The 13434-nt window shown below is 61.9% G+C and carries 14 protein-coding genes and 1 pseudogene; 7 read left to right on the top strand and 8 right to left on the bottom strand.

Going from position 1 to position 13434, the window contains the following annotated elements:
* Nucleotides 1–47: 47 nt before the first annotated feature.
* Nucleotides 48–686, bottom strand: coding sequence for an FMN-binding negative transcriptional regulator (locus C9I57_RS02300; RefSeq protein WP_107149006.1), 639 nt, complete (start codon nt 684–686; stop codon nt 48–50).
* 265 nt (nt 687–951) lie between these two features.
* Between C9I57_RS02300 and C9I57_RS02295 the strand changes: the two are divergent.
* Together C9I57_RS02295 and C9I57_RS02290 are read left to right on the top strand one after the other, a co-directional pair.
* A pseudogene (locus C9I57_RS02295) lies at nt 952–1395 on the top strand (VOC family protein).
* A 264-nt stretch (nt 1396–1659) separates the two neighbouring features.
* Complete coding sequence (locus C9I57_RS02290; protein ID WP_107149005.1) at nt 1660–2547, top strand: DMT family transporter; 888 nt, start codon at nt 1660–1662, stop codon at nt 2545–2547.
* Here the strand turns inward: C9I57_RS02290 and gcvA are convergent.
* From gcvA to C9I57_RS02275, 3 genes are all read right to left on the bottom strand, one after another.
* Nucleotides 2504–3448, bottom strand: coding sequence for a transcriptional regulator GcvA (gcvA, locus tag C9I57_RS02285; protein ID WP_107149004.1), 945 nt, complete (start codon nt 3446–3448; stop codon nt 2504–2506). The two genes, C9I57_RS02290 and gcvA, sit on opposite strands and share 44 nt — an antisense overlap.
* Before the next feature lie 77 nt (nt 3449–3525).
* Nucleotides 3526–4275, bottom strand: a complete 750-nt coding sequence (locus tag C9I57_RS02280) for a GntR family transcriptional regulator (protein WP_258187455.1) — start codon at nt 4273–4275, stop codon at nt 3526–3528.
* A 23-nt stretch (nt 4276–4298) separates the two neighbouring features.
* The gene (locus C9I57_RS02275) at nt 4299–6038 is read right to left on the bottom strand and encodes an IlvD/Edd family dehydratase (RefSeq protein WP_107149003.1); all 1740 of its coding nucleotides are present in this window, start codon (nt 6036–6038) and stop codon (nt 4299–4301) included.
* A gap of 125 nt (nt 6039–6163) precedes the next feature.
* On the opposite strand from C9I57_RS02275, the gene C9I57_RS02270 reads away from it, so the two are divergent.
* Nucleotides 6164–7105, top strand: a complete 942-nt coding sequence (locus C9I57_RS02270) for an SMP-30/gluconolactonase/LRE family protein (protein WP_107149002.1) — start codon at nt 6164–6166, stop codon at nt 7103–7105.
* A gap of 22 nt (nt 7106–7127) precedes the next feature.
* Here the strand turns inward: C9I57_RS02270 and C9I57_RS02265 are convergent, their stop codons facing one another.
* Nucleotides 7128–7454 (bottom strand): helix-turn-helix domain-containing transcriptional regulator, encoded by a 327-nt coding sequence (locus C9I57_RS02265; RefSeq protein ID WP_107149001.1) that lies wholly within the window; start codon nt 7452–7454, stop codon nt 7128–7130.
* Nucleotides 7455–7678: 224 nt separating this feature from the next.
* Between C9I57_RS02265 and C9I57_RS02260 the strand changes: the two genes are divergently transcribed.
* Nucleotides 7679–8542, top strand: coding sequence for a glycosyltransferase family 2 protein (locus C9I57_RS02260; protein ID WP_107149000.1), 864 nt, complete (start codon nt 7679–7681; stop codon nt 8540–8542).
* 297 nt (nt 8543–8839) lie between these two features.
* Nucleotides 8840–9487 (top strand): glycine zipper 2TM domain-containing protein, encoded by a 648-nt coding sequence (locus tag C9I57_RS02250; protein WP_181321693.1) that lies wholly within the window; start codon nt 8840–8842, stop codon nt 9485–9487.
* Between the two features lie 35 nt (nt 9488–9522).
* Here C9I57_RS02250 and C9I57_RS02245 read toward each other — a convergent pair whose 3' ends face one another.
* Nucleotides 9523–9702: a hypothetical protein gene (locus C9I57_RS02245; RefSeq protein WP_107148997.1), complete on the bottom strand. Its 180-nt coding sequence runs from the start codon at nt 9700–9702 to the stop codon at nt 9523–9525.
* 156 nt (nt 9703–9858) lie between these two features.
* The gene (locus C9I57_RS02240) at nt 9859–10494 is read right to left on the bottom strand and encodes a LysE/ArgO family amino acid transporter (protein WP_107148996.1); all 636 of its coding nucleotides are present in this window, start codon (nt 10492–10494) and stop codon (nt 9859–9861) included.
* 116 nt (nt 10495–10610) lie between these two features.
* Between C9I57_RS02240 and C9I57_RS02235 the strand changes: the two genes are divergently transcribed.
* Nucleotides 10611–11510 (top strand): LysR family transcriptional regulator ArgP, encoded by a 900-nt coding sequence (locus tag C9I57_RS02235; RefSeq protein WP_107148995.1) that lies wholly within the window; start codon nt 10611–10613, stop codon nt 11508–11510.
* A gap of 30 nt (nt 11511–11540) precedes the next feature.
* On the opposite strand, the gene C9I57_RS02230 is transcribed toward C9I57_RS02235, so the two are convergent.
* Nucleotides 11541–12392: a DUF72 domain-containing protein gene (locus tag C9I57_RS02230; RefSeq protein WP_107148994.1), complete on the bottom strand. Its 852-nt coding sequence runs from the start codon at nt 12390–12392 to the stop codon at nt 11541–11543.
* 211 nt (nt 12393–12603) lie between these two features.
* Between C9I57_RS02230 and C9I57_RS02225 the strand changes: the two genes are divergently transcribed.
* Nucleotides 12604–13428, top strand: coding sequence for a MipA/OmpV family protein (locus tag C9I57_RS02225; RefSeq protein ID WP_107148993.1), 825 nt, complete (start codon nt 12604–12606; stop codon nt 13426–13428).
* The last annotated feature ends 6 nt before the right edge of the window (nt 13429–13434 follow it).

Here is a 13434-nt window from a genome sequence, read left to right as displayed (position 1 = left end):
ACAGTTGCGCGGCGTCTCGCCGAGCCATTTGGCCGAATCCGATGGCGCTATTTGGACTTCTTGGCCGCTTCGGCAAGCATCGCGTCGCCGATTCGTGCGTTGCCGCTCGCCCTCAGCGCTTCGCCAGCACCGCGAATATCGCGCACTTCCTTGTTTTGGCCGAGCTTGCTCTTACCGACCAGTCTAGTGATGTCGACCTGCAGACCGACGATGGCTTTGAGCAAGGTATCGATGTAGTCCGCCGGCGCGTCCGCCATTTTCCAGGGCTCGGGTTGCGATGCTTCGTGCTTGCGGGTCAGCCGCGCGACCACGCCGCGCACGAACTTCTCGTCGTCGCGAACGGTAATGCGCCCGTATGCGTGGACGACCATGTAGTTCCAAGTCGGCACCTGCTTGTGGAGCTCGTGCTTGCTCGGATACCAGTTGGGCGAGATATAGGCATCTCCCGCCTGAAAGATAACGAGCACCTCGTCGCCGTTCGCGACATCCTGCCATACGGGATTTGCCCGCGCGACATGCGCGCGCAGCACGCCCAGCTCGCCTTCATCGGCTGCCAGTTCGAAGGGAATGTGGTTTGCGTCGAGCCCGCTCTTCCCATGCGTGATCAGCGTGCCGAAAGGATTTTGCACCATCCGTTCGTGCAGAATGTCTGTGCGAGGTTCGTTGAAATCGGCTGGGATGTACATATCGGTTCCGCGCGCTGGCTGAAGTGAAGGTTATCGGCTTGAACTTGCTTGAACGTATTGTCGGAGAAAACGGGCTTATCCTAAAGATCCAGTTCGGATGATTTTGCTAGAACCACAATGCGTGACGGGAACGCCTCGGGTCGCGGACATCGCATTCAGTAGCCCGGGGGCATCTCGACGAGCGCGTCTCGCCGCAGTCATCGCGCACGCGGTGAGGCACGCATACGAAGGCCCGGTTCAAAACGGCGATTGGACGGAGACGACGATGAGTGAAATACACGACGCTTTTCCTTACTTGCGCGTTCGTGGAGCAGCGCAAGCAATCGACTTTTATTCACGCGCGTTCGGCGGGGTGGAGCTCTTTCGCCTGACCGAGCCCAGCGGGCGCATCGGACACGCCGAAGTCAAGATTGGGCCTGCAACGATCATGCTCTCCGACGAGTTTCCCGAAGATGGGCTGCTTGGACCTGCGCCTTCTGGGTGAACCAGCTTCGCGGTTCATCTCCATGTCGCCGATGTGGACGAAGTATTCGAGCGCGCCGTCCGCGAGGGTGCGTCCGTCATCCGTCCGCTGGAGAATCATTTCTATGGCGAGCGTTCCGGTACCATTCGGGATCCGTTCGGACACGAGTGGCTGCTCGGGGGCCAGATAGAAGCGCTTACGCCGGAGGAAATGCAGCGCCGTTATACGGCCTTGTTCCAGCAGTAGGCCAACATCGCCGATCAGTCGGTCCCAACTCCAGGCGTGTACGGAGGCGGGTGGCTTGCCCGGCTCAATGTCATAGGCACCCGAAAGGGACGACTCGCCGGCGAAACGTGACCCGGCGAGCGGCGTCAATGCAGTTTCTCTAAACATGACATAGCAAAACTTCGTTTGTCGAGCGTGGCGGTCCGTTGACAAACTGTGGGTTACGGAGCGGACCGAGACGCTCGTGCGTCGCCCGCGGAATTGAAATCACCGAGCAAAGCCAACATGAACGCTGTTCAACTGATCGTCCTGGCTGCCATATGGGGAGCCTCTTTTCTGTTCCTGCGAATGGGCGCGCCCGATTTCGGGGTCGTGCCGTTGATCGCGCTGCGCGTCGGCATCGCGGCGATACTGCTGTTGCCTGTCATGCGCACTGCCGCCGCACGTGCCGAGTTCAAGAGCAATGTCGGCCCGCTCTTCGTCGTCGGAATAACGAACTCTGCCTTGCCGTTTTGTCTTTTAACCTACGCCGCGCTCTACGTGTCCGCCGGAGTCGATTCCATTCTCAACGCCACGACGCCTTTGTGGACCGCTGTCATCGGGTTCCTCTGGTTCGGCGCGCCGCTCAAGCGCATGCAGGTCTTGGGATTGCTGACCGGCTTTGCCGGCGTCGTGGTTCTCGCGTGGGATGCCGTCGGAGCAGGCGGCGAGGACGCGCTGATCGCAGTGGCGTCGGCCGTGCTCGGTGCGCTCTCGTACGGTTTCGCTGCCAATTACTCGAGGCGAAAGCTGGGCGGCGTTCGCCCGTTCGTTTCGGCATTCGGAAGCCAGGCGTTGGCGGCGGTCGTGCTTGCGCCCGCGGCGCTCGTGCTTTGGCCGCATACGCCGATCCATACCATCAATTGGGTAGCGGTGGTTCTGCTGGGTGTGCTCTGTACCGCGATCGCGTATCTTCTCTACTTCGCCCTTATCCGAAACGCTGGCGCGCAGTACGCTGCGTCGGTGACATTTTTGATTCCGGTCTTCGGCGTAGTATGGGGTGCGGTATTCCTTCATGAAACGATCACGCCGCAAGCGGGGCTTGGCTGCCTCGTCATTCTGCTGGGGACAGCGCTCGCCTCGGGCAAGCTCAGCGGCTTGCCGCGAGTGCTCGGCCTGGGGAAGCAGAACTGATCGGCACCTCGAGCGAGTCCTTGTCCATTTCCTTGCGGACCCAGTCGCGAAAGGCCGCGATTCTCCACTCGTTCTTTCGTTGCGAGCTGGAAACGACGTAGTAGGCGAATTGTGTGGGCCACGGCAGGTTCAGCGCGCGAACGAGCTGGCCCGCCGCGATTTCGTCTCGGGCGTAAATGTCGCGCACGAGCGCGATCCCTTGCCCTGCGATCGCGGCTTTGACGAGCAGGGACTCGTCGCTGAAACTCGTGCCGCGCTGCGCTCGCTTGTCGTCGATGCCATGCGCTTTGAGCCAGAGCACCCAGTCCGCGCGATCGATGTCCTGCAAAAGCGGGTAGGCGAGGCAATGCTCGGGCTGTGTGATTGGTTTATCCGGTGAAAGAAGGGCAGGGCTGCACACCGGGATCATTTCGGGGGCCCATATTTTGACGGCGTCATGCCCGGGGTAGTCACCCAGGCCATGCCGGATGGCGACATCGACGTACTCGCGGCGAAGGTCAAGCACGCGTTGGCTGCTATCGATCTCCACCTCGATATCGGGGTGCAGCGCCTTGAATTGCCCGAGTCGCGGAACGAGCCAGGCGCTCGCGAAAGACGCCGTGGTGCTGACCGTCAAGCGCGTGAGATGACGGCTCATGCCCGGTGCGTTCGACCAGATTTCCTCGACTTCCTCGAAGACGGGCGAGAGTCGATCGAACAGCGCGCGGCCGGCGTCCGTCAGCTCGACTTCGCGGTTCGTGCGCGTGAAGAGCCGAACCGCCAGCCGATCTTCGAGATTCTTTATCTGTTGGCTGATCGCGCCAGGGGAAACGTATAGCGCCTCGGCCGCGCGCTTCATGCTGCCGAGCTTTCCGACTTCGACGAAGATATGCAGTGCGGCCAGAGGCAGGGTCTTGCTCATGATCGTTGCTGATGCGGCTGCGGTGTTTAGTCACGGGATCGGAATAGTATGAACCGATCCGCATCGCATGTCGGACGTTATGTGGGCGTCATGGTTTCCGATGCGCCGAAGCGGCGCACGTAGGCATCGATGTAGGCGTCGCGGGACGGCGCCAGATGGTTTCGGCATAACTCGACAAGCGCTTGCCGATCCCGCGACACGAGCGCTTCGAGCATTTGATGATGTTCGGAGCCCGCCCTCTCAACGTAGTGAGGAAACAATAAGGACGCCGAACGAATTGCATGGGTGCGGCGTGCATATTCGCCGATCGCTTCCGTCAGCGCTGCGTTGTCACACAGCGCAAACAATGCACGATGAAACGCAATGTTCGCGCGGAACAGAGCGCGAGAGTCGCCAGCCATCGCGGCCGCATCGTGTGCACCCTGGATATCAGTGAGCTCACGGAGTCGCTCGGGCGAAACCGGCAGCGCAATGCGCGCGGCCGCATTTGCTTCGAGGATCTCACGCACGGCGTACAACTCGTGCACTTCGCGCGGCGAGTACGACTTGACGAGCGCACCGACATTCTTGCGCCGATCGACGAGGCCGCGTCGCTCGAGTTCGACGAGCACCTGGCGCACGACGTGCCGCTTCAGCGTGAAACGTTCGCACAGGTCGTCTTCGACGAGCCGTTCGCGTGGATGCAGCACGCCGAGCACGATCTCTTCCTCAAGAAGGTTGGAGACGCGTTCGATGTTCGATGCGACATCGCGATCGCGTACTGCGGCTGGGTCCGAGGCCGCGCTCGTCGAACGATTTGATCGCGCAGGGATGGGAGGGCTGTCCATGGTTCTCGGGCGGTTCGCTGATCTCACCCGCGTGGCCTCGGTACCTTTGCGGTCGTTTCAGGCGCCCGCAGGAAGTCGAAGTCGCAACCTTTGTCCGCTTGCAATATCGACGTCAGAAACAACTTGCGATAGCCGCGCTCGTCAGGTGCGACGACATACGGCGATGCCTCTTCGGCGCGGCGCCGCAACTCGGCATCGTCGACGAGCATCTCGATCGAGCGGCGGGAGACGCTGAGCCGGATCCTGTCGCCCGATTGCACGAGCGCGAGCGGGCCGCCGATCGCTGATTCCGGCGTCACGTGCAGCACGATCGTGCCGGCGGCAGTCCCGCTCATGCGGCCATCCGAGATGCGCACCATGTCCTTCACACCAAGCTTCGCGAGCTTCTTCGGGATCGGTATGTACCCCGCTTCGGGCATGCCAGGCGCGCCGACGGGCCCGATGTTCTTGAGGACCAACACATCGTCGGCTTCCACATCGAGCGCCGGATCGTCGATGCGGCGCGCCAGATCTTCGGCGTTCTCGAAGACGACGGCGCGTCCCTCGTGCTCCATCAGTGCCGGGTTCGCGGCCGATTGCTTGATGATCGCGCCGCCCGGCGCGAGATTGCCGCGCAGCACCGCGATCCCGCCTTGCGGATAGATCGGCCGATCGAAGGGGCGCACGACGCGTTGCGCAAAGCACGCCGGCGCGGCCTCGAGCTCTTCGCCGAGCGTACGCCCCGTTACGGTCAACGCATCGAGCTTGAGAAGAGGTTTCAGCTCGCGCAGCACGGTCGTCAAACCGCCCGCTTTATGCAGGTCCTCCATGTAGTGCTCGCCGGACGGCTTCAGATCGACGAGCACGGGCGTCTCCCGTGCCATCCGGTCCACTTCGTCGAGGTCGATCTCGATGCCGAGGCGCCCTGCGATCGCCGTCAGGTGAATGATGCCGTTCGTCGAGCCGCCGACGGCCAGGAGCACGCGCAATGCATTCTCGAACGCATCGGGCGTGAGAATTCGCTCGGGCGTCAGCTTCCTTTCGATCATCGCGACGGCTGTCGCGCCGGTGCGCTCGGCGATGCGGATGCGGTCAGCCGTCACGGCGGGTGCGCTTGCGCCGCCCGGCAACATGATGCCTAGCGTCTCCGCGATGCAGGCCATCGTGCTGGCCGTGCCCATCACGGAACAGGTTCCGACAGTCGGGACGAGTTGGTCGTTCACGTCCTCGATTTCGCGCGCGTCGATTTCCTCGCCGCGAAAGCGCGCCCAGAAGCGACGGCAATCAGTACACGCGCCAACCCGTTCGCCGCGATGCGAGCCTGTCAGCATCGCTCCGGTGACGAGCTGAATGGCCGGTACGCCCGCCGCCGCCGCGCCCATCAGCTGCGCTGGCACCGTCTTGTCGCAACCGCCGATGAGCACGACCGCGTCCATCGGCTGCGCGCGAATCATTTCCTCGGTATCGATCGACATCAAATTGCGCAGATACATGCTCGTCGGATGAGAGAAGCTCTCCGCAATCGAGATCGTCGGGAATTCGACAGGCAAGCCACCCGCCAGCATCACGCCGCGCTTGATGGCTTCGATGAGCTGCGGCGCATTGCCGTGGCACGGGTTATACGCGCTGCCCGTGTTGGCAATCGCGACGATCGGGCGCGAGAGCGCATCGTCCGTGTAGCCGGCCCCCTTGATGAACGCTTTACGCAAGAAGAGCGAGAAGCCCTCGTCGCCATAGCTCGTCAACCCCTTCTTGAGCCCAGCGTCTTTCACCGATTTGCTCATGGCATTGTCAACAAGATTATCGATAATATTGACGTCGATCGTATCGACTTTTATAGTGAGCCGCAAGCGGAGCGGGCGGTAACCTGTGCCGGCGATGGGTTTTCAATAAGCGAGGGCTTGATCCGATGTGGCAACAGAGCGAGCGTTATCCCGATCCGCGGGTTCAGGTGCTCGATCCCGAATTCGAGCAGTTCAGGCTGCCCGCCGCGGCGGTCGAGCGCATCGCAACGGGTTTTCGCTGGTGCGAAGGTCCGGTTTGGTTCGGTGACGGACGTTATCTGCTCTGGAGCGACATTCCGAATAACCGCATCATGAAGTGGGAGGAAGAAACCGGTGCGGTGAGCTTATTCAGGAGTCCTTCCAATTTTGCGAACGGCAATACGCGCGATCGCCAGGGGCGCCTCGTAACATGCGAGCATGGTGGCCGGCGCGTGACGCGGACCGAGTATGACGGGTCGATCACCGTCGTTCTCGATAGCTTTGACGGCAAGCCGTTGAATTCGCCGAACGACGTCGTGGTGAAGTCGGACGGGTCGATCTGGTTCACCGATCCACCGTTCGGAATTCTCGGGCACTACGAAGGGCACAAGGCTGAGCCGCAATTGCCGCAAAACGTCTACCGCGTCGATTCGGCGACGGGGGAGGCCAGTGTCGTAGCGGGCGACGTGTTGGGGCCCAACGGGCTTTGCTTTTCGCAGGACGAGAGTCAGCTATACATCATCGAATCGCGTGGCAAGCCGAATCGCAAGATACTGGTTTACGACGTGGCGCCCGATGGGAAGACAATCTCCAACGGCCAAGTATTTCTCGATGCGGGCGCCGGCACGATCGACGGATTGCGCTGTGACATCCACGGCAATCTCTGGTGCGGGTGGGGGATGGGTAGCGACGAGCTCGACGGCGTGATGATCGTATCGCCGCGGGGCAAGCTGATCGGGCGTATCGCGCTGCCCGAGCGCTGCGCGAATCTCTGCTTCGGCGGGCTCAAGCGCAATCGGTTGTTCATGGCTTCGTGTCAGTCGGTCTATGCGCTTTATGTCAATACGCAGGGGGTGGCGGGGGGGTGAACTGTCAACGCGGACGCACAGGCTATGTTGTGGCGTGGTCCGGCTCCACGGAAAGCCTCATTCCGACCGTCTTCAATACGGCAATCAGGGTCTTCAATGTCGGGTTACCTTTCGGCGAAAGCGTTCGGTAAAGTGTTTCCCGGCTTATCCCCGCGTGTGCCGCAACCGCCCCGAGGCCGCCATAGGCTTCGGCAATCGCACGCAGCGCTAGCAGCGCGCCGCCGCGTTCGTCAGGGTCGTCAAGTCCTTCCATCGCCGCCTTCAAATATTCGACGGCCAATTCACGATCCGCTCGAAGCTCGGCGACTTCTCTATCGTGGTGAGACACCGCGCCCTTACGCTTGCTCAAGTTACACCCTCCTTTCCTGATGCCGAAAGACGCTGATACTGGCTGTCATTGCAGACAGACGGACAACACGCCCACAAAATCAGACCCATGGCCATTGCCCGGGCTGGCCGCGTGCTTGGTTAGCGATGGGCAAGTTCGCCGATTCGGATATTTTTGTGGCTTTTTGTACGGGTTAAGGTGACGCGGATGTTGGGGCAATCGATTCAACGACCGTGGAGGAAGGTATGACGACCGTCAGCGTGGTGATTCCCACACGCAATCGCCCTGAGAAGTTGCAGCGCTGTCTGGCAGCGCTATCGGTCGCACGATCGCGGATGCCATTTGACGTCGTCGTCTGCGATTCGACTCCCGATCGAGATTTGCAAGCGAAAGTCGTCGAAGTCTGCAGCCAGCACGACTTCGTCAAACTTCGCTTTCACGACGGCAAGAACGTCGCCGCTGCGCGGAATTTCTGCGCGCGCTCTGCCGATACCGACCTCATCGTCAATGTCGATGACGATATCCGTGTCGAGCCCGATGCGATTCAACGGCTTTTCGAGGCTTACGAGGCTGCCTCGGGCCATCGCGTCGTTGCTGGAAGCGTCCAGTGGGGCGACTCCTGGAGCAGCCCCGTCGTCATGCGTTCGATCGGATATGGACGGGCCGCGCGTCCCGGCGAGTCTCCCGATTTCCTGATTGGCGCGTTTTTCGTCTACGCACGCAAGCTTGCACTTGCGAAGCCATGGAACGAGGGTATCCGAACATCTGATGACCGTTTCATGGGAGCGCTATGGCGCAGCAGCGGGGTGAAGCTGCTGTTCGAGCCCGGTGCGCGCGCCGTGCACGACCATGAGCACGTGAGCTACGGCGTCGAGCATCAAAGCTCGCACATCTACGTCAATCTCTTCGACGCGGTAATCGCGAATCCCAGGCCGCTTCGGGCGCTCTCGTATGAGTTCCTGGGTTTCGTCTGGGGTGCCAAAAAAGCGGTGTCGTCGGGGCCGCATCTGTTCCGCTTTTTATCGGCTTGGGGGAAGGGGCATAGCGCACTGCTGCGCGACTATCGCTATTTGAGCCGTCTCGTGGCTGATCGACTGCCGCCGGCATGAGCGAGTGGCAGACCTGCGCGCGCTGCGGCGATCAAGGCTGTCGGGAACGCCAAAGCCGTCGCTTGTAACCACTCGTAAAAGATGCGATGAAAAGCGCCGCGTATCGCGAGGTAGCCGCGGTTGACGATCAGGCGCCGGTCGCACTGACGGCCGACCTTCGGCAGAGACCGCGCGAATTCACTCGTCGGCGTCACCATGCGGAAAACACACGGCGTTACAACTCGATAAAGATTCCGATCCTTTGCTGACGCACACTGCGATCCAACGATAAAGATGTACCACCGCTTGGAGATCGCAATGGAAACGACAACGCAACAATCCAACCGTATTCATCCTCTCGTGGCGACGGCGGCCGGCGCCGTCATCGTCGCCAGTGCCGTTGCAGTGGCCGCAATGACCGGCATCCTGCCGAAAGCGCACGGCAACGACAATCCTTCGGCTCAAGCGGTTATCGCCCAGGCTGCATCTGCTTCGGCACCCGCGGCTCTGCCGGTCCAACAAGGCGCCGTCCAGGTCGAGTCGCGTGCGCCGACGCGTCCGCGAGTCGCGACTCGCCCTGCGCGCGCCGAGCCTCGTTATATGGGCGAGGGTCAGCAGCAGGCCGCGGTCGACCGCAACGTGGGAACGGTGGAGGCGATCACGCCTGTCACGCAGCAGGGTCACGGTACAGGTATAGGTGCGGTCGGAGGCGCCGTAGCGGGCGGGTTGCTTGGCAACCAGATCGGGCGCGGCAACGGACGTACCGCCGCGACGATCATCGGTGCGTTGGGCGGTGGCGTTGCCGGTAACGTCGTCGAACAACACTTGCGAAGCGAGACGGACTACGAAGTCAGCGTGCGAATGGGGGACGGCTCCGTCCGCACGATGACCTATCACCAGCAGCCCAACCTCGCCGTTGGCCAACGCGTCCGCGTTGATGGCGATACGATCGTCGGTGCGGTTTGACGTCGGCGGTTGGGCGCAATCCCAGAAGAAGTCGCTTACTGCTTCGTGGAAATGCTCGGCGCGGCGGCGGTTACGGTCGACCGAACGCCGCTGTCGGGCGCCTGGCCCCGCACGCTGATGTCGTGCCTGATGATGCTGTCGCGCAAGATCGCACACATGGCGATCAATAGCGCAAGGGCGACCGCCCAAAGCGCACAATAGCCCACGATTTTCATGACCGCGCCCCCCGGAATAAAGACGACTGTCTGCGCAATGCATGTCGCTGCGCGGCCACATATATACCACGCGGGACGCGGCTTTCAAGTGAAGGCTAGTTGAAAGCTTCCGGGGCCGATGCCCTCTGATCGCACGATCGAAGCGGGCGGCGATCGTCAACGCAACTGTGCGGCCGCCACGAGCAACACCATGCTGCCGATCGCGCCGTCCAGCAGCCGCCACGCCGTCGCCTTGCGAAACAACGGCGCAAGCAACTGCGCACCATATCCGAGGCCGGCGAACCAGATCGGACTCACCACCATTGCCCCGAGCGCGAACGATTCTCGCGCTCCCTGTGGCTCACGCGCACCCGCCGTGCCGATCAGCAGGACGACGTCGACATAGACGTGTGGATTGAGCCACGTGAATGCAAGTGTCATCAGCACGACGGACCACGCCGTCTGGCGGGCCCCCGGAGCCGCGTTGCCGCGCGTTTGCGATCCGTCGACGTCCATGACCGCATGCCCCGATCGCAACGCACGCCGCAACGCCGAGAGCCCGAACCACGCGAGATAGGCGAGGCCCGCATAAAGGACGAACTCGACGAACCGCGGATAGCGGGCGGCAAGCGCCGACGCGCCGCCGACGCCGGCAGCGATCAGGATGAAGTCGGAGAGACTGCAAATCGCCACGATCTTGCCGATATGCGAGCGCATGATCCCCTGGCGCAGCACGAACGCGTTCTGCGCGCCGATGGTGACGATCAATGACGCCGAAAGGGCGGCGCCGTGCGAGAAAGCGGTCCAGTTCATGAGAGCGAGCGATGCGATGCGGTAAGCGATGGACGAACGATGCGAATGCGCGTAGTCTGCCGTCTCGTGCCATCGTAAGAGAAGCTAATTTTCTTAAACGGGATTAAGAATCGCTAATGTTCGACTACGCTCTGCTCGATGCGCTTGCCGCCGTCGTCCGACATGGCTCGTTCGATCGCGCCGCGAGCGAACTCAACGTCACCCCTTCCGCGATTTCACAGCGCGTCAAGCTGCTCGAGGAGCGCATCGGCAGCGTGCTCGTGAAACGGGGTCAGCCCTGCGTGGCCACCGCTTCGGGTGCGCTGCTGTGTCGCCATACGGAGCGCGTCCGCTTGCTCGAGGCGGAGCTGTCGGGACGCATGCCGCTGATGCCGGGCGGCGCCGCGCTCGCCGACGTCTGGCCGACGCTGCGTGTCGCCGTGAACGACGACAGTGTCGGCAGCTGGTTCGTCGATGCGGCATCGGCGTTCTGCGTCGATCGACAGGTGCTGCTGGATATCGTGATCGACGATCAGGACTACACGGCGCAGCGCATTCGCGATGGCAGCGTGCAAGGCGCCGTGACGACGCAGGCCGAGCCGGTACAGGGCTGTCGCTCGACGCGGCTCGGCACGATGCGCTATCGGGCCGTCTGTGCGCCGACGTTTTTCGAGCGGTATTTCGCCGACGGCGTGAACCGGGAAGCGTTGCGTCGCGCACCTTGCGTTGTCTTCAACGCGAAGGATGCATTGCAAACGCGCTTCATGCGCCGCATCACGCGCGCGCAAGTGGATCCGCCCGTGCACTGGGTGCCGCACGTCAGCGGTTTTTTGCGCGCCTGCATGGCGGGTCTTGGCTGGGGAATGTGTCCGGCGCAGACGATTGCCGCGCCGCTCGCGGCCGGCGATCTCATCGAATTGCTACCGGGCCGGCACCTCGATATCGACCTTTACTGGCAGAGCTGGCGGCTCTCGATCGGCTTGCTCGACGAGTTCACCGCCGTATTGAAGAAGCGTGCGGGACAATACCTGAGTTGAGCAGGCGAACGCCCTGTCGATTCTTGCTGCTCACTCACTGCCGCTCGCAACGGTTCGGCCGACGCGCTCGATGAGCGCCATGCTCGCCAACGGATTGTGTGCTTTGAAGCCGCTGATCACGTAAAGGTAGACATCCCTTGCCGACTTCTTCGCTCGATGCGCTTCGTTCGGTTCGGCGACGGTTTCGAGCCCCGTCGGCGCGCTGCCGGACGCCCAGTGCCGTATATGGTCGGCCCAAAGGTCAAGCTCGCTCTCCGAGTATCCACAGCGCTCGGATTCTCGCGTCCCCATGATTCGCGCGTAGACGAAAGGCGCCGTCAGATCGGCGATCTGCGGATACTTGCTGTCGCCCGCCACCACCACGGCCACGCCATGCTCGCGGGCCAGCGCGACGAACTCGGCGCTGCGAAAACTCGGATGCCGCACTTCGACCGCATGACGAACCGGTTGACCGTCGACACGATCGGGCAGCAGTCGCAGGAATGCGTCGAAATCGTCGGCATCGAATTGCTTCGTCGGGGCAAACTGCCAATTGATCGGGCCGAGCTTCTTCTTCAACCCCATCACGCCACTCGAGAGGAAACGCTCGATCGAATCGCCGGCTTCGCCGAGCACGCGCCGATGAGTGGCGAAGCGCGGCGCTTTGACCGCAAACACGAAGTCGTCGGGCGTTTCGTCGTGCCACTTCGCAAACGTCTCGGGCTTCTGCGTGCCGTAGAAGGTACCGTTGATTTCTATGGACGTCAGCTTGCGGCTCGCGAATTCAAGCTCGCGCTTTTGCGCAAGTCCCTCCGGGTAAAACGGCCCGCGCCATGGTTCGTACGTCCAGCCGCCGACTCCGATGCGGATTTCGGCACGGGCTTTGCGATCTGCTCGATTCATCGCCGTTTTCTCCGGTTTCGAAATACCAGACGTCACTGTAGTCGATGGACGTCGTTCGTGAACAGTGCGCGCGTCGCTTGTCGAGTGCGCCACTTCGCCTGTTGCCGCCGATCGCCGCGTGGCGGCCGGGACACTTTTTTGGCCGGTAAGTGAGCGGTAAGTCGATCGGCTTTACATTCGGCGTCGTTTTGTCCACCGCCCTCCCAGGAAAATGATCGTGAAAAAATCGCGCGGCCGCGAACGCCAATCATTGTTGCTCTTCGTTTGTTTGCTGTCATTGTCGGCCCCGGCGTGGGCTGACGGTGAAGGCGCCGGCCAGCCCGAAGCCGACGGTACCGGTTTGGCGATCTTGAACAACGCCACGAATGTGACACATTGGGGCCTTGGCGCGGGAGTCGGCATCGAGCAGTCGCCGTACAAGGGGTATGGCAGCAAGGTATCGCCCATTCCGTTACTCTACTTCGACGACAAATGGGTGCACGTTCTCGGCACGACGATCGATTTGAAAATCGGGAGTTGGCGCGGCGTCAGCGTCGCATTGCGCGGGCAGTTCGCGCTTTTCGACGGATACAAGGGCTCCGATGCGCCGATCCTGAACGGCATGCAAAACCGTAACGGCGCATTTTGGTACGGGCCGGCGCTCGCATGGAACACGAGCTTCGGCACGCTGTCGGGCAACTTTCTTCTCGGAGGAAATAAGGGTGAGCGAGCGAAAATCGACTATGGAAAGACCTTCGCGTTCGGGAGCTTTGCGATCGAGCCGCACGTAGGGGTGGAATGGCTGGGCAGCAAATACGTCGATTACTATTACGGCGTCCGGCAATCGGAAGTGCGGTCGGGCCGCCCCGCCTACAACGGGACGTCGACCTGGAACGTATCGGTCGGAAGCCGCGTCGGCTATGCACTGACTCGACATCAGAAGATCATCCTGGACGTCGGCGTGTCGCATCTCGGCAGCGGCATTACCGATAGCCCGCTGGTCGGGAAGCGATTCATTCCGGAGGCCCGGATCGGCTATATGTATCAGTTCAAATGAGCGTAC

Origin of the sequence: Trinickia symbiotica (genome assembly GCF_003028655.1) — a bacterium.
GTDB lineage: Bacteria > Pseudomonadota > Gammaproteobacteria > Burkholderiales > Burkholderiaceae > Trinickia > Trinickia symbiotica_A.
This window is presented reverse-complemented; position numbering and strand designations above follow the sequence as displayed.